A 20,504-nucleotide genomic window follows, 5' to 3' on the forward strand; every position below is an offset into this window, starting at 1 on the left:
TGTGATCGTCTGTGGCGAGAGTTGTCCACAGCGGGTGTCGGATCTTGTGCACTCTGTGGGAACAACTGTGCCCCTTGTCGCTGAGCTGGGTTTTTCCAGCAGGGACAAGGGGCGTTCTCTCCTCAGGAGGGAGAGACTGCAGTCACATCGGCGTCAATGGCCGGAAGGTTATCCACAGATCGTCTGACCTTTTCCCCTGCCTGTGGATAACGCTGTGGGTAACTCGGGGCAAGGGTTGCGGGAGCGGGCCCCGCCGTGCGGTCAGACGCGGGACGGCACTACTTCCACTGCGTGGAGACGCCGAAGCCACCGGCGATGAAGCCGAAGCCGACGACGATGTTCCAGTTGCCCAGCGAGTCGATGGGCAGGTCGCCATCGGTCACGTAGAAGACGACGATCCAGGCCAGGCCGATCAGGAAGAGCGCCAGCATCACGGGCGCGACCCAGCTGCGGCTGGTCAGCTTTATGTTGGTTGCCTGCTTCGCCGGAGGGGGCGTGAAGTCGGCCTTCTTGCGGATACGTGACTTCGGCACGAGGAACTCTCCTGTCGATGCGCTGCGTGACCGCGCAGGGAACTGTGACTGGCAGCCGGGGCTGGCGCGAGGGGGACTGCTGCCTCCCCCGGGCGTCCGTTAGCGTAGTGCTTCCGTGGCGCCTAAGGAGATAAGGGTACGTTGAGCAATTCTGCCGACTCTCCCCAAGGGCCGGTCCGGCGCACCTTCCGGCACCCGGCCAGAGTGCTCACCGCCGGCGTCTTCGCCCTGGCCGGGCTGATCTTCGTCACCAGCGCCAACACGGCCAAGGGCACCAACATCCGGACCGACTCCTCGTTGCTCAAGCTCTCCGACCTCATCCAGCAGCGCAGCGAGAAGAACGCCCGGCTGGACGAGACCACCGCGTCCGCGCGCGAGGACATCGACGCCCTGGCCCGGCGCGACGACGGCAGCACCGAGGCGGAGGACGCCCGGCTCAAGGAGCTCGAACGGACCGCGGGCACCACGAAGCTCACCGGCCGGTCGGTGTCGGTCACCCTCGACGACGCCCCGCCCGACGCCACCGCCGGCCCCGGCTACCCCGACCCGCAGCCCAATGACCTGGTCATCCACCAGCAGGACCTGCAGGCGGTCGTCAACGCACTCTGGCAGGGCGGTGCCAAGGGCATCCAGGTCATGGACCAGCGGCTGATCTCCACGAGCGCGGTGCGCTGCGTCGGCAACACCCTGATCCTCCAGGGCCGGGTCTACTCCCCGCCGTACAAGATCACCGCGATCGGCGACCCGGGCAGCCTCAAGCAGGCGCTCAACAACTCCCCGGCGATCAGCAACTACCTGCTGTACGTCAAGGCGTACGGGCTCGGCTGGAAAGTGGACGAGCACGATGCGGTGACTCTTCCCGGCTACTCGGGCACAGTGGACCTCCACTACGCGGAGCCCATGAAGTAGCGGGCAGCTCCCGTGAGGGAGCGAGCAGCTGGGGAGGCCGACCCGGTGCCGGTGCGACTGGTCGTCAGGACGTTCAGCGAACTCTGCATCACCGTCGGCGCACTCATCGTGCTCTTCGTGGTGTACGTGCTGTTCTGGACCGGGGTGAAGGCCGCGGACGCGACCGGGGAGGAGCTCGACGCCCTGCGCGGCCAGTGGGCGCGGACGGCCGCCGTGCCCGGCGCGCTGCCCTCCCCGGAGCCGTCGCGGCCCCCCGCCCCCGCCGCGTACCGGGACGGCAAGCCGTTCGCGATGCTGTACATACCGCGCTTCGGCAAGGGATGGGAATGGCCCGTCCTGGAGAACACCGAGGTCAGGACCCTGCAGAAAGGTCTCGGCCACTACCGGGGCACCGCCCGCCCGGGAGAGACGGGCAACTTCGCGGTGGCCGGGCACCGCCGCACGTACGGTGACCCGTTCAAGGACTTCCCGAAGCTGCGCCGGGGCGATGCGGTCCTGCTGACGGACGGGACGACGTGGTTCACGTACCGGATCGAGAAACCGCCGCACCGGACCGTGCCGAGCGACACCGGGGTCATCGACCCGGTCCCCCGCGGATCCGGCTTCGACGGGCCCGGCCGCTATCTGACCCTGACCACCTGCGAACCCGAGTGGGGCAGCAGCCACCGGCTCATCGCCTGGGCGCACCTCGACGCCACCCAGCCCGTCGCGGAAGGCAGACCGGCGGCTTTCCACAGCTGACCCCCGCTCGTGCCGCGGCCCTTTAGTCTGGTTCCCGTACCGAATGGAGGGGACCGAATGTATGGCTGGATCTGGCGGCATCTGCCGGGCAACACGTGGGTGCGCGCTCTCATCTCGCTCGTACTGGTGCTGGGGGTCGTCTACGTGCTCTTCCAGTACGTCTTCCCATGGGCGGAACCCCTGCTCCCGTTCGGTGACGTGACAGTCGACGGCTCGACAGGGACGGAGGGCGGCCAGTGAGCGCCCGCATCCTCGTGGTGGACAACTACGACAGCTTCGTCTTCAACCTCGTCCAGTACCTCTACCAACTCGGTGCCGAGTGCGAGGTGCTGCGCAACGACGAGGTGACGACGGCGCACGCCCAGGACGGCTTCGACGGCGTCCTGCTGTCGCCCGGCCCCGGTGCCCCGGAGCAGGCGGGCGTCTGCATCGAGATGGTCCGCCACTGCGCGGCGACGGGCGTTCCGGTCTTCGGGGTCTGCCTGGGGATGCAGTCGATGGCGGTGGCGTACGGCGGCGTGGTGGACCGCGCCCCGGAGCTGCTGCACGGCAAGACCTCGCCGGTGACGCACGAGGGCGTGGGGGTCTTCGCCGGCCTGCCCTCCCCCTTCACCGCGACCCGCTACCACTCGCTCGCCGCCGAACCCGGCACCGTACCGCCGGAGCTGGAAGTGACGGCGCGTACGGCCGACGGCATCATCATGGGGCTGCGCCACCGCGAACTGGCGGTGGAGGGCGTGCAGTTCCACCCGGAGTCGGTGCTGACCGAGTACGGGCACCTGATGCTGGCCAACTGGCTGGTGCAGTGCGGTGACACCGGAGCCGTCGCGAGGTCGGCGGGGCTCGCGCCGGTGGTGGGCAAGGCCGTCGCGTGACCCCCCTCCGCCCCGAACACGAAGCAGGACAGGACGGCCCGTACGAGCAGGGAACGTACGAGGCCGCGGGCGTGTTCGAGGCGGCGGTCGACCGGTTGGCGGATCCGCTGAGCGATCCGTTGCCCGGACAGCATGCCTCGCCGTGGTTCAGGGCGGACAACATCCGTCCCGAGGAGGCCGCGGCACCGGAGGAGGGACGGGGACGGCACCGGAATCCGGCCCCGCAGCAGTGGCCCGCGGCGGGGGCGGGCTCCGGGTCACAGCCGCCCGGGCCGTCACCGGCGGCACGGGAGGCGCGGGGCGGCCCGGAGAGCGTCCCGAACGAGTGGTACGACCCCCAGGGGTTCGAACGGGACTGGTACGGGCAGCAGGGCCCCGCGTCGGCGTCCGCGCCCGCTCCGGTGCCCCCGCCCCGGTCCGACCCCTCCCCCTACCCGGACCCCTTCCCGGCCGTCGATGGGACGACGGCCCTGCGGACCGTCCACGGGCCGGACCCTTTTCCGGCCGACGACAAGACGGCCGTCCTGCCGGTCGTCGACGGGACGGGCTTCGGCCCGGACCCGGTGCCGTCGAAGGACATGGAGGGCACGGAGGGCTTCGAGGACCCCGAGCAGGGCCCTGAGGAGCCCGGGACGGGCCCCGGGGGCACGCCCCCGGAACCGCGCCCGGGAGGCCGTGCCGAACGCCGCCGTGCGGCCAAGGGGCGCGGCCGTCGCCGCGCCGACGCACCGGCGCGGACGGCCTCGCCGGCCGCGGCGCAGTCCGACAGGCCGATGTCGCGGGTCGAGGCACGGCGTGCGGCACGCGCGGCCAAGGACAGCCCGGCCGTGGTCGCCAGCCGGTTCACCGGTGAACTGTTCATCACGCTCGGCGTGCTGATGCTGCTGTTCGTCACCTACCAGCTGTGGTGGACGAACGTGCGCGCGAACCAGTACGCGGGCAAGGAGACGCACAAGATCCAGGACGACTGGGCCAAGGGCGACCGCAACCCCGGGGTGTTCGAGGCGGGCCAGGGATTCGCCATCATCCACATCCCCAAGCTGGACGTGGTCGCCCCGATCGCCGAGGGCATCAGCAAGGAGAAGGTCCTCGACCGGGGCATGGTCGGCCACTACAGCGAGGGCTCGCTCCGCACCGCGATGCCGTCGGCCGACAAGGGCAACTTCGCCCTGGCCGGCCACCGCAACACGCACGGCGAGCCGTTCCGCTACATCAACCGGCTGGACCCCGGCGACCCGATCGTGGTGGAGACGCAGGACGCGTACTACACGTACGAGATGGCGAAGATCCTGCCGCAGACGTCGCCCTCCAACGTCTCGGTGATCGATCCGGTGCCGGCCGGTTCCGGTTTCACCAAGCCGGGTCGGTACATCACTCTGACGACCTGTACGCCGGAATTCACGAGTACGTACCGTTTGATCGTCTGGGGCAAGATGGTCGACGAACGACCGCGCAGCAAGGGGAAGCCCGACGCGCTCGTGGGCTGAATCATCATCACGACAGGGACGGGTGCGGTGACAGCGAGGACCGAGGACGAAGAGCGGGTCGACGAGTCCACGCCCCTTCCCCGGCGCAGGGGCCGCCACCCCGTCGCGGCCGCGGTCAGCGTCTTCGGTGAACTGCTGATCACCGCGGGCCTGGTGCTGGGGCTCTTCGTCGCCTACTCCCTCTGGTGGACGAACGTCCTCGCCGACCGCGAGGCCACCAAGCAGGGCGAAACCGTCCGCGACCGCTGGGCGGGCGGGCCGGGCGCGCTGGACACCAAGGACGGCATCGGGTTCCTGCACGTCCCGTCGATGAAGAACGGCGAGGTCCTGGTCAAGAAGGGCACCGACCCCGAGAACCTCAACAACGGCATCGCGGGCTACTACACCGAGCCGGTGAAGTCGTCCCTCCCGTGGGACGAGAAGGGCAACTTCACCCTGGCGGCACACCGTGACGGGCACGGTGCCAAGTTCCACAACATCGACAAGCTGCGGACCGGGGACGCGATCGTCTTCGAGACCAGGGACACCTGGTACGTCTACAAGGTCTTCAAGGAGCTTCCCGAGACGTCGAAGTACAACGTCGACGTCCTGCAGCCGGTGCCGAAGGGCTCGGGTGCGAAGAAGTCCGGACGCTACATCACGCTGACGACCTGCACGCCGGTCTACACGTCGAAGTACCGCTACATCGTGTGGGGCGAACTGGTCCGCACCGAGAAGGTGGACAACGAGCGCACGAAGCCGGCGGAACTGCGCTGACCGATCCGCCGATCGACCGCTTGGCCGAGAAGGGGCCCGAAGTCGCAACCACGGCGTGCGGCTTCGGGCCTTCGTGCGTGCTGCCGGGACTGCGGCCGCGTACCGGCCGGGCGGGCCCGGAGACAGACCGGGGCGCAGGGCGGGGACGGGACGGGAGCAGAGGGGCCGGGTACGGCAAAGGGCCCCGGTCACCGTGAGGTGACCGGGGCCCGATGGCGGTCGGTGCGGGTCGGTATCAGTGCTTCCGCGAGCCGGACGGCCCGCCGAAGATGTTGCCGTCCCCACCGCCCGGCATGGTCTGGACGTTGACCGCGCTGTTCTTGTCGACCTGCTGGTTCGCGCCGGGCTGGAAGCCGAAGATCCTCGCGTTGTCGTCGCCGGGACCCTGGATCTGGCCGAGCTGCAGTCCTGCCTGGGCCAGCAGGGCCTTCGCTTCCGCGATGGTCTTGCCCTGGAGGTTGGGCACCGTGGCCTTCTCCGGCTGCTGCGGACCCTTGGAGACCTTCAGGACGATCTGCACGTCCTTGGCCTGCTTGCCGGCCCCCGGGGTCTGCTCGATCACCGTGTTCGCCGGCTGGTCGGAGTCGACGTCGGTGCGCGAGATGTTGGTGAACCCGATGCCCCTGAGCTGGGCCTCGGCCGCCTCGTACGTACGGGTACGGACGTCCGGGAGGTCCAGGGTGGCCTTCTTGGCCACCGTGATCGTGACCTCGGAGTTCCGCTCGGCCTTCGAGTTCCCCTGGGGGTTCTGCTCGATGACCGTGCCCTCGGTCTTCTCGGACTCGATCGCCTTGACGGTCACCGTGAAGCCCTTGGCCTCCAGGTCCTTGCGGGCGGTCGCCTCCGTCTTCTCGACGACGTCCGGGACCTCGATCTTCGGCGCTCCGGTGGAGACGACGACCGTGATGGTCTCCTTCTCCTCCATCGTGCCGCCGGGGTCCGGGGTCTGGCTGCAGATCTTGCCCTTGTCCTGCTCCTCGCAGGGCTCGCGCGAGCCGATCTTCAGGGTGACATTGGCGCTGTCGGCGAGTTTCTGCGCCCGGTCCACGGTCGTGCCGATCATGTTCGGCACGTCGATCTCGCCGCTGCTCTTGGTGTCGCTGAACACCGCCCTGCCGATCAGGATCGCCCCGATCAGCACCAGGATGCCCGCGACGACCAGCAGGATCGTCGAGGTGTTGCTCTTCTTCTGCCGACGCCGGTCGGGCCGGTCGTCGTAGCCGTAGCCGCCGTCGTCCGGGTTGACCGGCGGCAGCATGGACGTGGCCGCGCCGTTCGGGTCGGTGGCGTGCAGCGCGGTGGTGGGCTGGTCGTTGCCGTAACCGTCGTAGCCGCCGTAACCGGCCGCACCCATCGTCGCGGTGGCGGCGACCGGCTGGCCGTCGAGGCATGCCTCGATGTCGGCACGCATCTCGTCGGCCGACTGGTAGCGGTAGTCGGGGTCCTTGACCAGGGCCTTCAACACGATCGCGTCCATCTCGGGCGTGATCTCGGGGTCGAAGTTGCTGGGCTTCTGCGGCTCTTCCCGCACGTGCTGGTAGGCGACCGCGACGGGCGAGTCCCCGATGAAGGGCGGCCGGACCGTCAGCAGTTCGTAGAGCAGGCAGCCGGTCGAGTACAGGTCGGAGCGTGCGTCGACCTGCTCGCCCTTGGCCTGCTCCGGGGAGAGGTACTGGGCGGTGCCGATGACGGCGGCGGTCTGGGTCATCGTCATGCCGGAGTCGCCCATGGCGCGGGCGATGCCGAAGTCCATGACCTTGACCTGACCGGTGCGCGTCAGCATGACGTTCGCCGGCTTGATGTCCCGGTGGACGATGCCCGCGCGGTGCGAGTACTCCAGGGCCTGGAGGATGCCGACGGTCATCTCCAGGGTGCGCTCGGGCAGCAACTTGCGGCCGGAGTGCAGGAGTTCCCTGAGTGTCGACCCGTCGACGTACTCCATGACGATGTACGGGATGGAGACCCCGTCGACGTAGTCCTCGCCGGTGTCGTAGACGGCGACGATCGCCGGGTGGTTGAGCGAGGCGGCGGACTGGGCCTCACGGCGGAACCGGGCCTGGAAGGACGGATCGCGGGCCAGGTCGACCCGCAGCGTCTTCACGGCTACGGTGCGGCCGAGCCGGGTGTCGTGTGCGAGGTAGACCTCGGCCATGCCACCACGGCCGAGCACCGAGCCCAGCTCGTACCGGCCGCCGAGGCGACGCGGCTCTTCCATAACTGTTCCAGCCCTCTCCGTCAGTCCCGACCGCACCGGTGTGCGGTCCGGCGGTGTGCTGCTCGCACATACGCTACCGGCCACGCACTACCTGATCGGGCGGAAGTCCGGACTCGATATCCGACCGGTATCCCAATGTGCAGGTATGCCGCCCGATGTGATGGGCATCACTTCTTGCTGTCGATGACCGCCTCCATCACGGCCTTGGCGATCGGCGCGGCCAGACCGCCACCGGAGATGTCATCGCGGTTGGCCTGACCGTCCTCGACGACGACGGCGACGGCGACCGGGGAGCCGTTGTCGGTCTTGGCGTACGAGATGAACCACGCGTACGGCTTCTCGCTGTTGTTGAGGCCGTGCTGGGCGGTACCGGTCTTGCCGCCGACGGTGACGCCGTTGATCTGGGCGTTGCGGCCGGTGCCGTTCTGGACGACGGTCTCCATCATCTGCTGGAGCTTCTGCGCGTTCTCACCGGAGAGGGGCTGGCTGAACTGCTCCTTCTCGTGGGTGTAGATCGCGTCCAGGTTGGGAGCCTGGCGCTCGGCGACCATGTACGGCTGCATCAGCTTGCCGTCGTTGGCGATCGCGGCGGCGACCATGGCCATCTGGAGCGGGGTGGCGCGGTTGGACGCCTGGCCGATGCCGGCCATGGCGTTCTGCGGACGGTTGTCCTTGGGGTAGACGCTGGCGTCGGCGCGGACCGGGGTGTAGATCTCCTCGTTGAAGCCGAACTTGTCGGCCTGGTCGATCATCTTCTGGTTGCCCAGGTCGTCGCTGATCTTGCCGAAGACGGTGTTGCAGGACCACCGCAGCGCTTCCCGGAGCGAGGCGTCCTCGCAGGGGATGTTGCCCTCGTTGTCGAGGTCCTGGGTGGAGAGCGGAAGCCGCCAGGGGAGCGGCGACTTCGTCTTCGCGTCGATGTCGGTGTACAGCCCGTTCTCCAGCGCCGCGGCGGCGGTGACGACCTTGAAGGTCGAGCCGGGCGGGTAGGTCTCGCGCAATGCCCGGTTGAGCATCGGCTTGTCCTTGTCCTTCAGGAGCTTCTGCCGGGCCTCGCTGTCCTTGTCGGAGTTGCCCGCGAAGACCGAGGGGTCGTACGACGGGGTGCTCACCAGGGCCAGGATGGCGCCGGTCTGCGGGTCGAGGGCGGCGACGGCGCCCTTCTTGCCGTTGAGTTTCTTGAACGCGGCCTTCTGCGCGGCGCCGTTCAGCGTGGTGACGACGTTGCCGCCCTGCTTCTTGTCACCGGTGAACATCGAGAGGGTGCGGTCGAAGAAGAGCTGGTCGTCGTTGCCGGTGAGGATGCCGTCCTCCAGGCTCTCCAGCTGCGAGGCGTCGAAGGCCTGCGAGGAGTAGCCGGTGACGGGGGCCCACATGGGGCCGTCCTTCCAGACCCGCTTGTACTTGAAGTCGCTGCCCTTGGTCTCGACGGACCCGGTGACGGGGTTGCCGTCGACGATGATGTTGCCGCGCTCGTGGGCGTAGCGCTCGATCCGGACGCGGCGGTTCTCGTCCCGCTTGTTCAGTTCGTCGGCGCGGACGTACTGGAGGTAGTTGGTGCGCACGAGCAGGGCGAGGATGAGGACGCCACAGAAGATCGCGATTCGGCGCAGGGGCTTGTTCACGGTCGGACCACCTGGGTCATCTCGGCATCGGGGGACGGCGCGGGTGCCGGGGCGGGGCGGCGTGCGGTGTCGCTGATCCTGATCAGGATGGCGATCAGTGCCCAGTTGGCCAGCACGGACGAACCGCCGTACGCGAGGAACGGCATCGTCATGCCACTGAGCGGGATGAGGCCCATGACACCGCCGGCGACCACGAAGATCTGGATCGCGAAGGCACCGGACAGCCCGACGGCGAGCAGCTTGCCGAAGGGGTCACGGGCGGCGAGCGCCGTACGGATGCCCCGCTCGACGATCAGGCCGTAGATCAGCAGGACGGCCATCATCCCGGCCAGGCCCAGTTCCTCGGCGACGGTGGAGAGGATGAAGTCGGCGTTGGCGGCGAACATGATCAGGTCCGAGTGGCCCTGGCCCAGTCCGGAACCGAGGGTGCCGCCGGCGCCGAAGGACATCAGTGACTGGGCGATCTGGTCGCTCTGCGCCATCGTGGCCTTGGAGAACGGGTCGAGCCAGGCGTTCACACGCTGCTGCACGTGGGACTCGAAGGACGCCACACCGACCGCGCCCGCTGCGGACATCAGCAGACCGAAGACGATCCAGCTGGTCCGCTCGGTGGCGACGTACAGCATCACGACGAAGAGGCCGAAGAAGAGCAGCGAGGTGCCGAGGTCGGTCTCGAAGACCAGGATCAGGATCGACAGGGCCCAGATGGTGATGATCGGACCGAGGTCGCGGCCGCGCGGCAGGTACATCCCCATGAAACGGCGGCTGGCCAGCGCCAGGGCGTCACGTTTCACCATGAGATAGCCGGAGAAGAACACCGCGATCAGGATCTTGGCGAACTCTCCCGGCTGGATGGTGAACGGGCCGAGGCTGATCCAGATCTTCGCGCCGTTCACCGCAGGGAAGAACATCGGCACGATCAGCAGGATCAGCGCCACGGCCATCGAGATGTAGGTGTAGCGCTGGAGGATGCGGTGGTCCTTGAGGATGATCAGCACGGCGACGAAGAAGGCGACGCCGATCGCCGAGTAGAGCAGCTGCTTGGGGGCGTCGGGGCTGTACTCGCCGTACAGAAACTCTGCGCGCTGGATCAGTCGTTGAGACTGGTCCAGCCGCCAGATCAGCACCAGCCCCAGGCCGTTGAGCAGGGTTGCCAGCGGCAGCAGCAGCGGGTCCGCGTACGGAGCGAACTTGCGCACCACGAGGTGGGCGACGCCGCCGAGCAGGATGAGTCCGGCGCCGTATCCGAACATGCCGGACGGGAGCTTGCCGTCGATGGCGAGCCCGACGTTGGCGTAGGCGAAGACCGAGATGGCGACGGCGAAGCCCATCATCATCAGCTCGGTGTTGCGGCGGCTCGGCGCGTCGATCGCGCCGATCGTGGTCGTGTTGGTGACAACGCTCATGGTGCTGAAGGCCCCCTACGGCTTACTGCTTACCGCACTGCGGGACCAGCTTTTTCTCTTCCTCCGAGAGGCTGGGACCAGGAGTGGGAGTTTTGGTCGGCTTGGTCTTGTCGGTTTCGGACGTCTTGGCGCCACCGGATGTCTTGGTGGCATCCGAGTCCGTGCCCGGGGCCTGGCTCTCGTCCGATCTTGCCTTCTCGGCGGCGCGGCGTTCGGCGTTCTTCTTGCAGGCGGACGCCTGGAGGGAGAGCTCGCCGATCTTCTCGCGGGCGGAGGCGAGGTTGCCCTCGGCGATGGTCGCCTCGACCTGCTTGCGCTGGTAGGCCGGGAGGTACTTGAGTTCGATCTCGGGGTGGTCCTTCTCCACCTTCGAGAGCGAGACCCAGCCCAGTTCCTGGCTGATGCCGCGGAACAGCGCGACGTGGTCGTTCTTCGCGCCGACGTAGAACTGGTTCTGCGTCCAGCGGTAGCCGCCGTAGAGGCCGCCACCGACGACGGCGAGCGCCAGCACGGTGTAGAGGGACCTCTTGAGCCACTTGCGGCCGCCGCCGGGCTTCACGAAGTCGTCGTCGGCGTACGCGTCGAAGGAGCCGTCCGGCATTCCGCCGTAGCCGACGTCCTCACCGCTTCCGGGCGGGCCGAAGCCCCCTCCGGGGGGCGGCGGGACGGGGCGGCCGAGGCCGGCCGCGCGTCCGGCCGGGGTCTGCATGGCGGCCGTGCTCTCGGCGGCGGTCATCTGCGCGGCCTGGTTCTCGGCGACCGCACCGACGATGACCGGGGTGTCGTTGAGCTGCGCGGCCAGGGTGTCGTTGCTGTCGACGTCGAGGACGTCCGCGACGATGCAGGTGATGTTGTCCGGTCCGCCGCCGCGCAGGGCGAGTTGGATCAGTTCCTGGATGGTCTCCTGGGGGCCCTGGTAGCTGGCGAGGGTCTCCTCCATCGTCTGGTGGGAGACGACGCCGGAGAGCCCGTCGGAGCAGATCAGGTAGCGGTCGCCGACCCGGACCTCACGGATGGAGAGATCGGGTTCGACGTGATCGCCGCTGCCCAGGGCACGCATCAGGAGGGCGCGCTGCGGGTGGGTGGTGGCTTCTTCCTCGGTGATCCGGCCCTCGTCGACCAACCGCTGCACCCAGGTGTGGTCCTGGGTGATCTGGGTGAGCACGCCGTCGCGCAGCAGGTACGCGCGGGAGTCGCCGACATGGACGAGGCCGAGGCGCTGGCCGGTCCAGAGCAGGGCGGTGAGCGTGGTGCCCATGCCCTCCAGCTGGGGGTCCTCCTCGACCATCATGCGCAGTTGGTCGTTGGCCCGCTGGACCGCCGTACCGAGCGAGGTCAGGATGTCGGAGCCCGGGACGTCGTCGTCGAGCTGGACGAGGGTGGAGATCACCTCGGAGCTGGCGACCTCACCGGCCGCCTGGCCGCCCATGCCGTCGGCAATCGCGAGAAGGCGCGGACCGGCGTAGCCGGAGTCCTCGTTGCCCTCCCGGATCATGCCTTTGTGCGATCCGGCGGCGAAGCGCAGGGAAAGACTCATGCGCACCTCTCCCGTCGGCTCGGGGTACAGCCGGTCTCGAGCCACACTGCCCACCCTCCGGTCGGGAACCGGGCGGGGTCCGATGACCGTACCGCCGCGGCTCGCTCGCTCCGCTCGCTCATTGTCGTACTACTTCCGCAGCTCGATGACGGTCTTGCCGATTCGGATCGGCGCGCCCAGCGGAACAGGCGTCGGGGTGGTGAGACGGGTCCGGTCGAGATACGTGCCGTTGGTGGACCCGAGATCCTCGACGATCCACTGGCCGTCACGGTCGGGGTAGATCCTGGCATGCCTGCTGGACGCGTAGTCGTCGTCCAGCACGATCGTTGAATCGTGCGCACGGCCCAGCGTGATGGTCTGCCCCTGGAGCGCCACCGTGGTGCCGGTGAGGCTGCCCTCGGAGACGACCAGCTTCGTGGGTGCCCCCCGGCGCTGACGGCCGGACTGTTGACGCTGCTGCGGCGGTGCCGCGGCGTTCTGGCGCTGCTGTGGCGGTCGTGCGTCGTTCGCGGTGCGGCGTGAGCCGCGCTGCGTGACGCGCGTTCCGAACAGATCACTACGGATGACCTGGACGGCCACGATCACGAACAGCCACAGAACAGCCAGGAAACCTAGCCGCATGACCGTCAGGGTCAGCTCTGACATTGCCCCCGCTTCACCCTTCGGCTTGCCGGTAAACGATGGTGGTGCTGCCCACGACGATCCGCGAGCCGTCGCGGAGCGTAGCGCGGGTGGTGTGCTGCCCGTCTACCACGATGCCGTTGGTAGACCCGAGATCCTGGATCGTCGAGGGCGTTCCGGTCCGGATCTCACAGTGCCGACGCGATACGCCGGGGTCGTCGATCCGCACGTCGGCGTCGGTGCTGCGTCCCAGCACCAGCGTCGGGCGGGAGATCTGATGGCGGGTGCCGTTGATCTCGATCCAGCGTCGCACCTGCGCGTTGGGCAGGGGGCTGGGACCGGCCGGCGGGTGCCGGTCGGCGCTGGGCCTGCCCGCGCCCGGCGGCGGCGCCGAGGGCATGGGCGGGGCGGAGCTGGGCGGGTAGCCGTAGCCGCCGCCGGGAGGCTGCGGGGACCGTCCCGGTCCGGGGTGGGGGGGCTGGCCGGGGTGGCCCTGCGCTCCCTGCCGGCTCTGGGGGTCCTGTGACGAACTCGACGCCAGGGTGCGGCTGCGCACCCGGTAGAGCCCGGTGTCGAGGTCGTCGGCCTTCTCCAGGTGGACCTTGATGGGGCCCATGAAGGTGTACCGCTGCTGCTTGGCGTAGTCGCGGACCAGGCCGGAGAGTTCGTCGCCCAACTGGCCGGAGTACGGGCTGAGTCGCTCGTAGTCGGGAGTGCTGAGCTCGACGATGAAGTCATTGGGGACGACTGTCCGCTCGCGGTTCCAGATCGTTGCGTTGTTGTCGCACTCGCGCTGGAGGGCTCCCGCGATCTCGACCGGCTGGACCTCGGACTTGAAGACCTTGGCGAAGGTGCCGTTGACCAGACCTTCGAGACGCTGCTCGAAACGCTTCATGACTCCCATGGGGCACCTCCTCCGTCGTAGTCGTCCCTGTACTGCTTACTGATCGTATCCACGCGTCGGGAAATCGGCTGGTTCCCCTTGTCTGCCCTGTGGATGAGTGTCACCTCTCACACGGATCGTAGAGGCGGCCTCCTCACAGTGTCCCGCACCCCGGGTACATACAGGAGGAGTGGGGGCGGCCGTTCGGCGTTCCCGTTGCCCTCCTGACAGCCGGCGAAACAACGGATGTGAATCCACCCTGTCCAGCGTGCTAATCTTCCGGATGTCGCCAGGCGATCGCACCAAACGGTGGGAGAGCCCGGAAACACCACTCTTGCGCGAGTGGCGGAACGGCAGACGCGCTGGCTTCAGGTGCCAGTGTCCTTAGGGACGTGGGGGTTCAAATCCCCCCTCGCGCACAAGTAAGAAGCCCCACAGGCCAACGGTCTGTGGGGCTTCTTCGTTCCCGGCCCTCATTGTTTCTGTTTCACGTGAAACGTCTGATTCGGCGGTCGTTGGGCGACAGCGGGGCTTAACAAGGCTTACGGGGCTTGTGGGGTGTCCGGGGTCGGATCGCCCGCCGAGTTGTAGCGCAGCAGGTACTCCGCGAACCGGGCGAGGTCGTCCTCCGTCCAGTCGGCCAGGCGCCGCTGGTACGCCGCGTGCCGACTGGCCTGGGTCGAGGCGAGGGCCCGGACTCCGGCCGCGGTGGGGTGCAGTACCTGGATGCGGTGGTCGTCCGGGTCCGGGTGGCGTTCGATCAGTCCCAATTTCTCCAGGGTCCCGACCTGTCGGCTGACCGTCGATTTGTCCAGCATGTAGTGGGCGGCCAGGTCCGTCGCGCGGCATCCGTTCCGGTCGTCGATGTGTGCCAGCAGCGTGTACGAGACCAGGGGGAGCTCGGGGTGGAGGCGGGCCGCGGCGGCCCGCGCCCGGCGCGCGAAGGCGGTCAACTCCCGCTGGATGACGTCCAGCGACTCTTCGCGCTTCTCGGGGGTTCCCATCGCTGGCCCGCCTTCCGGCTCGCGTTCCTCGAAATTCAGTTGTAGAGTACAACAAGTAATAGGTTGTAAATGCCAACTATTGGAGTGTCCGCATGTCCGCTGGTCCGAGTGCCGGCACCGGGTCCACCGCCGCCGCTCTGCGGCATGTGCTGGGCCATTTCGTCACGCCACTGCTGATGTGCATCGGTATGGGGCTCGCCTATCTCGGGGCGTTCCATGCCCCGGAGCCGCACGATCTGCGGGTGGACGTGGTCGGCTCGGGCCCGAGCGCCCAGGTGCTCGCACAGACGCTGCAGGACAAGGGGGACGGGGCGCTGAGCGTGCGTACCGTCCCCGACCGCGCGGCGGCGGTGGAGCACCTCAGGGCCCGGGCGAGCTTCGGCGCGTACCTGCCGGGCGAGCACCCCGAGCTGTTGGTGGCCAGTGCCTCGTCCGACACCAGCGCCACAGCGGTCGAGAAGGTCTTCACCGAGGTCGCGGCGGACCGGGGCGCGCCGTTGAAGGTGACGGACACGGTGCCCACGGCGGACGGTGATCCGACCGGACAGGGCATCTTCTTCCTGCTGGTCGCGGTGAGCATCGGCTCGTACGCGTCGGTCGCGGTGATCGGCGGCGCGGGTGCCGTGCTGGCGCTGTGGATCAGGGCCGCGCTGGCCGTTGCCGCGTCCTTGGTGGTGAGCGTGATCGGGATGATGTTCGCGGGGCCGGTGTTCGGCCTCGTCGACCACGGGCTCGGCGGTCTGTGGGCGATGGCCTGGCTCTACTCGGCGGGCATTTTGCTGATCGGCGTCGGACTGCACACGTTCCTCAAGCGGTGGACGACGCTCGGGCTGATGGTGCTGTTCGTGATGCTCAACTTCACCAGCTCCGGTGGCATCTTCCGGCCCGAGCTGCAGTCCGGGTTCTTCGCCTCGTTGCACTCCTTCTGGAACGGTGCGGGCTTCGTCGAGGGCGTGCGCGGCCATGTGTACTTCGACGGGCACGGACTCGGCGGGAACGTGCTGGTGCTGGCGCTCTGGTTCGTGGCGGGACTGGTCCTGGTGGGTCTGGCCGGGGCGGCCGAGTCGAAGCGGCGGAAGACCGCCGCGATCTCGTCCGGCGACGTCATGGCCGGATCCGTCGTCGCCCGGGAGGCGCACGGGCCGAAGCACGCCGTGAGGAATGCCGCCCGGGCCGGGGCGGAGGCCGAGGAGGAGATGGAGGAAGCCGTCGGCGTCTGACCAGGGCGGATTGTTGTCCACAGGTCGCGGATCAGGTTTTCCACAGGGGCAGACGGGTTTCGGCCCACGGAGGTACCTTCGTCGAAATCGATCTGCGACAGGGCGTAGGGCCGGGAGCGCAGGGGGAGCGGGGGAGGCTGCGCACCATGGGTGAAGTCGAAGCGACCGTGCCGGTTCAGAGGGGCGCGGAGAGCGGCCCGCGCATTCCGGCCGTACCCGGATTCGCGCGGAGGGCGACCGGGGCGGGCGGGGGCGCGGCGCGGTTGCCGCGGAAGGAGGGCAAGGCGCTGCGGGCGAGGGTGCCCAGGGCCTCGCACGCCTTCCTGGACCTTCCGGCCGGGCGGCCCGACGCGGTGCGGGCGGTGGAGGAGTCGAGCAGGGGCAGGGTGCCTGCTCTCACCTCGATCCGGGTGGGCCGGATGGCGGCCACCCCCTTCGCCTTCCTGCGCGGGTCGGCCGGGCTGATGGCCCATGACCTGGTGGGCACTCCGGTCAGCGGGGTGGGCGCCCAGCTCTGCGGCGACGCCCACGCGGCCAATTTCGGGCTGTACGGCGATGCGCGCGGCAGCCTGGTCATCGATCTGAACGACTTCGACGAGACCGTGTTCGGCCCGTGGGAGTGGGACCTCAAGCGGCTCGCCACCTCGCTGGTGCTCGCGGGGCGCGAAGCCGGTGCGGACGAGGAGACCTGTCGGCAGGGGGCGTACGACACGGTGGGGGCATACCGGCGGACGATGCGGCTGCTGGCCAAGCTGCCCGCGCTCGACGCCTGGAACGCCATCGCGGACGAGGAACTCGTCTCGCACACGGACGCCCGGGACCTCCTCGGGACCCTGGAGCGGGTTTCGGAGAAGGCCCGCAAGAACACCAGCGCCCGTTTCGCGGCCAGATCGACCGAGGACTCGGGGGACGGCGGACGCCGCTTCGTGGACGCGCCGCCGGTGCTGCGGAGGGTGCCGGACGAGGAGGCAGCGGCGGTCGCGGCGGCGCTCGGGGACTACTTGGGCACGGTCTCCGAGGACCGTGTGCCGCTCCTCGCCCGGTACGCGATCCACGACGTGGCGTTCCGGGTGGTCGGCACCGGAAGCGTCGGCACCCGGTCGTACGTGGTGCTGCTGCTCGACCACCGCGGTGAGCCCCTGGTGCTCCAGGTGAAGGAGGCACGGCCCTCCGTGCTGGCGCCTTACCTGCCGACTGTCGGGTTCGAAGTGCCGGAGGTGGCCCACGAGGGGCGCCGGGTGGTGCTCGGGCAGAAGCGGATGCAGGTCGTCAGCGACATCCTGCTGGGCTGGACGAGCGTGGACGGCCGCCCGTTCCAGGTGAGGCAGTTCAGGAACCGCAAGGGCAGCGTCGATCCGGCGGCGCTGGCGGCCGATCAGGTCGACGACTACGGCCGGATGACCGGCGCGCTGCTGGCCCGTGCCCACGCGCACAGCGCGGATCCCCGGCTGATTGCCGGTTACTGCGGAAAGAGCGAGGAGCTGGACGAGGCCGTGGCGGCGTTCGCGGTGACCTACGCGGACCGTACGGAGGCGGACCACACGGAGCTGGTGCGGGCCATCGGGTCGGGGCGAATAGCCGCCGAGCTGGGTGTCTGAGAGGGCCGGGGAACCCGGCGACGGCCCTGCGGGGTGCCGGGGGCGTCCGATGGCGCGGGGCGGCGCCGGGAACGGCTCTGGGGCAGGTCTGCGGGGTAGCGGGGCGGGAGCGGTCGGGCGTTCGAGGAGTGCGGGAGCCGACCGCGCGTCCTGGGGGCGTGGTTCGTGGCCATACGCTGGACGGGTGACCCACGAAGCCGCCGGAGTGCCGACCACCCGGAACGACGATGACCGGCAGGACAACGACCGGCAGCACGGGCTGCATGCCCGGCACGAGGAGCACGTCCTGGACGAGCCGATCGAGGAGCAGATCGAGGAGCAGGGGCAGCCGGCCGGGGCCGGTTCGGGAAACGGTGCCGAGGATGGCGGGGGCCCGGTGACGGACGAGACCGGTTCCGTCGGCGGAGCGCCCGACGGGGCGGCCGCGGATGCCGCCGGAGAGGCCGTGGCCGGTGACGGCGCCGTCGATGGGGGTGCGGGAGAGGCCGCCGCGGGGGAACGGCCCGAGGCCCGGCTCGCGAGGGCGGTCCGGGTGGCGGAGCAGGCACTGATCGAGTTCGAGATCGCGGTGGAGACCTTCCGGGTCGAGGTCGAGAACTTCTCCCGGCTGCACCACCAGAAGCTCGGCCCGATGTACACCCGCCTCGACGAGCTCGACGCGCAGATCGCGGAGGCCCGTGCAGCCAGGACGGGTGACCCGGAGGACATCCGCAAGGCGCAGGAGGCACGGGCGGTCGTGATGCCGATGCCCGGTGTCGACGAGCTGTTCCACGACTGGATCGACTCGGACGGGCTGTCCCCCGAGGCGGCGGCGATGCTCACCGAGCAGCCGGTGCGGCCGCCCAAGCGGGTCAGGCCGACCGAGGAGGCGCGCAGGCTCTACCGCGACCTGGCCCGCAAGGCCCACCCGGACCTGGCGCAGGACGAGGCGGAGCGGGCCCGCCGGGACGAGTTCATCGCCCGGGTGAACGCCGCTTATGGGCGCGGGGACGAGGCCCTCCTGATGGAGCTGGCGCAGGAGTGGGAGGCGGGTCCCGCGATGCCGGAGCCGGAGCTCGGCGAGAGCGAGGAGCTCTACGCCCGGCTGAACTGGCTGACCCAGCGCAAGGAACTGCTCTCCGTGCTCGCACGGGAACTGGAGGAGAGCGCGATCGGCGCCATGCTGCGGATGGCACCCGACGACCCGGACCGGCTGCTCGACGAGATCGCCGAGCAGCTGCTGGGCGAGGTCGCGCAGCGCGAGGCCGAGCTGGCGGGCCTGGTGCAGTAGCGTTCCGGGTGACCCTGGAGCGTACGTACGAGAGAAGGCATGACCCATGAATTTCGCCCCGTTGCCCTCGGTGGACGTCGCGGCGGTTCCGGCGGACGGCTTCGTGCTGGACGTCCGGGAGGACAACGAGTGGGCGGCCGGGCACGTCGAAGGCGCCCTGCACATCCCGATGAGCGACTTCGTGGCCCGCTTCGGTGAGCTGACCGAAGCGGTCGCCGACGGCCGACGCGTGCATGTGATGTGCCGGGTCGGCGGCCGGTCCGCCCAGGTCACCCAGTACCTGGTGCGGCAGGGCGTCGACGCCGTGAACATCGACGGCGGCATGCTCGCCTGGGACGGTGCCGGACGCCCGATGGTCGCCGACGGCGAAAGCCCGGCCTTCGTGCTCTGAACCGGCTCGGCCGGGGCGGTTCGCCCTGCCGGTCGGCTCGTTCGGCCGAGAGGGTCGGCCAGAGTGTCCGGTCGGAGTGGTCGTGCGGTTCCGGTGCGGCGCCGGACCGGAACCGGTCGGTCTTTCCGGAGCCGGGCCGGCCGGGGCGTGCGGCGGGTGTCAGTCGAGGAGGTGTGCGGCCAGCAGGTCGCCCAGGGCCTCCTCGTGGGCCGCTGCGGGGCCGAGGGACAGTTCGATCTGCTTCGCCCAGGCGTGGAAGCGGTGCAGCGAGTAGTCCGTGTCCGCGCCGAAACCGCCGTGCAGATGCTGTGCCGTCTGCACGACCCGGCGGAGGCCGTCCGACGCCCAGATCTTCGCCACGGCGATGTCACCCTCGGCGGGCAGGGCGCCGTCGGTCCCGGTGGAGAGCCGCCAGGCCGCCTGCCAGAGCGTCACCTCCATGGCCCGCAGGTCGATGTACCGGTCCGCGGCCTGCACGGCGACGGCCTGGAACGTCGCGATCGGAAAGCCGAACTGCTCGCGTTTGCCGGTGTATTCGCTCGTCATGGCGAGCACGGCCTCGCCCAGGCCCAGCGCGAGCGCGCACGTTCCGGTGGTGAGGAGGGCCCGCAGCCACTCCCAGGCCCCGGCACCGTCGATCAGCGCGCGCCGGTCGACCCGCACCGACCGCAGCCGGACCTCGGCGAACCGCTCGCCGTTGGTGGAGACCTGCTCGGCCAGGTCGACGCCGTCCTGGTCCGGCCGGATCAGGGCGACCACGGCCCCTCCCCCGTCCGTGTGCGCCGGAATCGCGATCCAGTCGGCCACCTGCGCCCACGGCACCGCCGACTGCACTCCGTCGAGCATCCACCCCGAATCGGCGTCGTCGGTATCACCGGAGCCCCCGTCCGGCACCTGGTCCTTCGTGGTCGTCTCCCGGCGTGCGGTGACGGCGAGCTCGGCCGGATCATGGCCCGAGCGGCCGTTGGCCCCGACGCTGAGCACCAGTTCGCCCCGGACGACCCGGGGCAGCAGTTCGGCGGCCAGCCCGGGGTGCCCGTACCGCTGGAGGGCCATGGCTACCGCGCACGTCTCCAGCAACGGCACCCGTGCGAGCACCCTGGCGGATTCGCGCAGCACCAGGCAGAGCGCGATGGGGTCGAGTCCGGCCCCGCCGTACCGCGGCTCCAGGGGCAGGCCCAGCAGGTCGCCGGCGGCGAGTTCGGCCCACAGCGGCCGGTCGATGTCCTCGGCCACCGCGCCCGGTGTGAGCGCGGGGCTGGGCACCTTGTCGGGGGCGGTGCCCGAGAAGACCGCTCGTGCCGCCTCCGTGGCCGCCTGCTGTTCCTCGGTGAAGGTGAAGTCCACTGTCCCTGCCTCCCGCGAACCGCTGCTCCCGTACCCGAATCTGACGGTTCGTCAAGATAGGACAGGTTCTACGAGAAGGGAACAGG

The 20,504-nt window shown here is 69.5% G+C and carries 19 protein-coding genes and 1 tRNA gene; 11 read left to right on the plus strand and 9 right to left on the minus strand.

The genetic code is table 11. From position 1 onward, the window contains the following. Positions 1–278 precede the first annotated feature (278 nt). Positions 279–533: a cell division protein CrgA gene (crgA, locus tag ACFYW1_RS07705; RefSeq protein WP_148836940.1), complete on the minus strand. Its 255-nt coding sequence runs from the start codon at positions 531–533 to the stop codon at positions 279–281. A 141-nt stretch (positions 534–674) separates the two neighbouring features. On the opposite strand from crgA, the gene ACFYW1_RS07710 reads away from it, so the two are divergent. From ACFYW1_RS07710 to ACFYW1_RS07735, 6 genes are read left to right on the plus strand one after another with little or no spacing between them, the layout of a single operon-like run. Next, positions 675–1,442: a DUF881 domain-containing protein gene (locus ACFYW1_RS07710; protein WP_388988579.1), complete on the plus strand. Its 768-nt coding sequence runs from the start codon at positions 675–677 to the stop codon at positions 1,440–1,442. Between the two features lie 45 nt (positions 1,443–1,487). Further along, positions 1,488–2,183 (plus strand): class E sortase, encoded by a 696-nt coding sequence (locus ACFYW1_RS07715; protein WP_388988582.1) that lies wholly within the window; start codon positions 1,488–1,490, stop codon positions 2,181–2,183. A gap of 57 nt (positions 2,184–2,240) precedes the next feature. Beyond that, positions 2,241–2,423 (plus strand): hypothetical protein, encoded by a 183-nt coding sequence (locus tag ACFYW1_RS07720; RefSeq protein WP_148836937.1) that lies wholly within the window; start codon positions 2,241–2,243, stop codon positions 2,421–2,423. Continuing rightward, the gene (locus tag ACFYW1_RS07725; RefSeq protein WP_388988585.1) at positions 2,420–3,058 is read left to right on the plus strand and encodes an aminodeoxychorismate/anthranilate synthase component II; all 639 of its coding nucleotides are present in this window, start codon (positions 2,420–2,422) and stop codon (positions 3,056–3,058) included. The genes ACFYW1_RS07720 and ACFYW1_RS07725 overlap by 4 nt, the downstream gene beginning before the upstream one ends. Further along, complete coding sequence (locus ACFYW1_RS07730) at positions 3,055–4,545, plus strand: class E sortase (protein WP_388988588.1); 1,491 nt, start codon at positions 3,055–3,057, stop codon at positions 4,543–4,545. Before ACFYW1_RS07725 ends, ACFYW1_RS07730 begins: the two co-directional genes overlap by 4 nt. A gap of 27 nt (positions 4,546–4,572) precedes the next feature. Continuing rightward, the gene (locus ACFYW1_RS07735; protein ID WP_388988591.1) at positions 4,573–5,301 is read left to right on the plus strand and encodes a class E sortase; all 729 of its coding nucleotides are present in this window, start codon (positions 4,573–4,575) and stop codon (positions 5,299–5,301) included. 235 nt (positions 5,302–5,536) lie between these two features. On the opposite strand, the gene pknB is transcribed toward ACFYW1_RS07735, so the two are convergent. From pknB to ACFYW1_RS07765, 6 genes are all read right to left on the minus strand, one after another. Continuing rightward, on the minus strand, positions 5,537–7,516 hold the full coding sequence (gene pknB / locus ACFYW1_RS07740) for a Stk1 family PASTA domain-containing Ser/Thr kinase (RefSeq protein WP_388988594.1): 1,980 nt from the start codon (positions 7,514–7,516) through the stop codon (positions 5,537–5,539). A 167-nt stretch (positions 7,517–7,683) separates the two neighbouring features. Next, the gene (locus ACFYW1_RS07745) at positions 7,684–9,141 is read right to left on the minus strand and encodes a peptidoglycan D,D-transpeptidase FtsI family protein (protein ID WP_388988597.1); all 1,458 of its coding nucleotides are present in this window, start codon (positions 9,139–9,141) and stop codon (positions 7,684–7,686) included. Beyond that, positions 9,138–10,547, minus strand: a complete 1,410-nt coding sequence (locus ACFYW1_RS07750; protein ID WP_388988600.1) for an FtsW/RodA/SpoVE family cell cycle protein — start codon at positions 10,545–10,547, stop codon at positions 9,138–9,140. The genes ACFYW1_RS07745 and ACFYW1_RS07750 overlap by 4 nt, the downstream gene beginning before the upstream one ends. 22 nt (positions 10,548–10,569) lie before the next feature. Beyond that, positions 10,570–12,084: a Stp1/IreP family PP2C-type Ser/Thr phosphatase gene (locus tag ACFYW1_RS07755; RefSeq protein WP_388988603.1), complete on the minus strand. Its 1,515-nt coding sequence runs from the start codon at positions 12,082–12,084 to the stop codon at positions 10,570–10,572. A 129-nt stretch (positions 12,085–12,213) separates the two neighbouring features. After that, positions 12,214–12,729 carry an FHA domain-containing protein gene (locus ACFYW1_RS07760; RefSeq protein WP_148836929.1) on the minus strand — a complete coding sequence of 172 codons (516 nt, stop codon included), beginning with the start codon at positions 12,727–12,729 and terminating at the stop codon, positions 12,214–12,216. Between the two features lie 10 nt (positions 12,730–12,739). Then, positions 12,740–13,609 carry an FhaA domain-containing protein gene (locus ACFYW1_RS07765; protein WP_388988608.1) on the minus strand — a complete coding sequence of 290 codons (870 nt, stop codon included), beginning with the start codon at positions 13,607–13,609 and terminating at the stop codon, positions 12,740–12,742. Positions 13,610–13,924: 315 nt separating this feature from the next. Between ACFYW1_RS07765 and ACFYW1_RS07770 the strand changes: the two genes are divergently transcribed. Beyond that, positions 13,925–14,007 (plus strand) — tRNA-Leu (locus tag ACFYW1_RS07770). Positions 14,008–14,130: 123 nt separating this feature from the next. Here the strand turns inward: ACFYW1_RS07770 and ACFYW1_RS07775 are convergent. Continuing rightward, positions 14,131–14,592, minus strand: coding sequence for a MarR family winged helix-turn-helix transcriptional regulator (locus ACFYW1_RS07775; protein ID WP_388988611.1), 462 nt, complete (start codon positions 14,590–14,592; stop codon positions 14,131–14,133). A 92-nt stretch (positions 14,593–14,684) separates the two neighbouring features. Here ACFYW1_RS07775 and ACFYW1_RS07780 point away from each other — a divergent pair, with 92 nt between their 5' ends. From ACFYW1_RS07780 to ACFYW1_RS07795, 4 genes are all read left to right on the plus strand, one after another. Then, on the plus strand, positions 14,685–15,812 hold the full coding sequence (locus ACFYW1_RS07780) for a hypothetical protein (RefSeq protein ID WP_388988614.1): 1,128 nt from the start codon (positions 14,685–14,687) through the stop codon (positions 15,810–15,812). A gap of 146 nt (positions 15,813–15,958) precedes the next feature. After that, positions 15,959–17,410 carry a DUF2252 domain-containing protein gene (locus tag ACFYW1_RS07785; protein WP_388988617.1) on the plus strand — a complete coding sequence of 484 codons (1,452 nt, stop codon included), beginning with the start codon at positions 15,959–15,961 and terminating at the stop codon, positions 17,408–17,410. A 184-nt stretch (positions 17,411–17,594) separates the two neighbouring features. Further along, positions 17,595–18,680 carry a J domain-containing protein gene (locus ACFYW1_RS07790; protein ID WP_388988620.1) on the plus strand — a complete coding sequence of 362 codons (1,086 nt, stop codon included), beginning with the start codon at positions 17,595–17,597 and terminating at the stop codon, positions 18,678–18,680. Positions 18,681–18,726: 46 nt separating this feature from the next. Further along, positions 18,727–19,071 (plus strand): rhodanese-like domain-containing protein, encoded by a 345-nt coding sequence (locus ACFYW1_RS07795; RefSeq protein WP_388988623.1) that lies wholly within the window; start codon positions 18,727–18,729, stop codon positions 19,069–19,071. Positions 19,072–19,230: 159 nt separating this feature from the next. Here the strand turns inward: ACFYW1_RS07795 and ACFYW1_RS07800 are convergent, their stop codons facing one another. Next, a complete protein-coding gene (locus ACFYW1_RS07800; RefSeq protein WP_388988626.1) occupies positions 19,231–20,418 on the minus strand; it encodes an acyl-CoA dehydrogenase family protein in 1,188 nt (395 codons plus the stop codon). Positions 20,419–20,504: the final 86 nt, after the last annotated feature.

It is taken from the genome of Streptomyces sp. NPDC002669, from assembly GCF_042889165.1.
Lineage (GTDB): Bacteria > Actinomycetota > Actinomycetes > Streptomycetales > Streptomycetaceae > Streptomyces.

What these genes read in the sequence shown, in the direction of transcription:
- ACFYW1_RS07720 (WP_148836937.1), top strand. Translation starts at nt 2,241, where the DNA reads ATGTATGGCTGGATCTGGCGGCATCTGCCGGGCAACACGTGGGTGCGC.
- pknB (WP_388988594.1), bottom strand. Translation starts at nt 7,516, where the DNA reads ATGGAAGAGCCGCGTCGCCTCGGCGGCCGGTACGAGCTGGGCTCGGTG.
- ACFYW1_RS07750 (WP_388988600.1), bottom strand. Translation starts at nt 10,547, where the DNA reads ATGAGCGTTGTCACCAACACGACCACGATCGGCGCGATCGACGCGCCG.
- ACFYW1_RS07755 (WP_388988603.1), bottom strand. Translation starts at nt 12,084, where the DNA reads ATGAGTCTTTCCCTGCGCTTCGCCGCCGGATCGCACAAAGGCATGATC.
- ACFYW1_RS07760 (WP_148836929.1), bottom strand. Translation starts at nt 12,729, where the DNA reads ATGTCAGAGCTGACCCTGACGGTCATGCGGCTAGGTTTCCTGGCTGTT.
- ACFYW1_RS07765 (WP_388988608.1), bottom strand. Translation starts at nt 13,609, where the DNA reads ATGGGAGTCATGAAGCGTTTCGAGCAGCGTCTCGAAGGTCTGGTCAAC.
- ACFYW1_RS07775 (WP_388988611.1), bottom strand. Translation starts at nt 14,592, where the DNA reads ATGGGAACCCCCGAGAAGCGCGAAGAGTCGCTGGACGTCATCCAGCGG.
- ACFYW1_RS07780 (WP_388988614.1), top strand. Translation starts at nt 14,685, where the DNA reads ATGTCCGCTGGTCCGAGTGCCGGCACCGGGTCCACCGCCGCCGCTCTG.
- ACFYW1_RS07785 (WP_388988617.1), top strand. Translation starts at nt 15,959, where the DNA reads ATGGGTGAAGTCGAAGCGACCGTGCCGGTTCAGAGGGGCGCGGAGAGC.
- ACFYW1_RS07795 (WP_388988623.1), top strand. Translation starts at nt 18,727, where the DNA reads ATGAATTTCGCCCCGTTGCCCTCGGTGGACGTCGCGGCGGTTCCGGCG.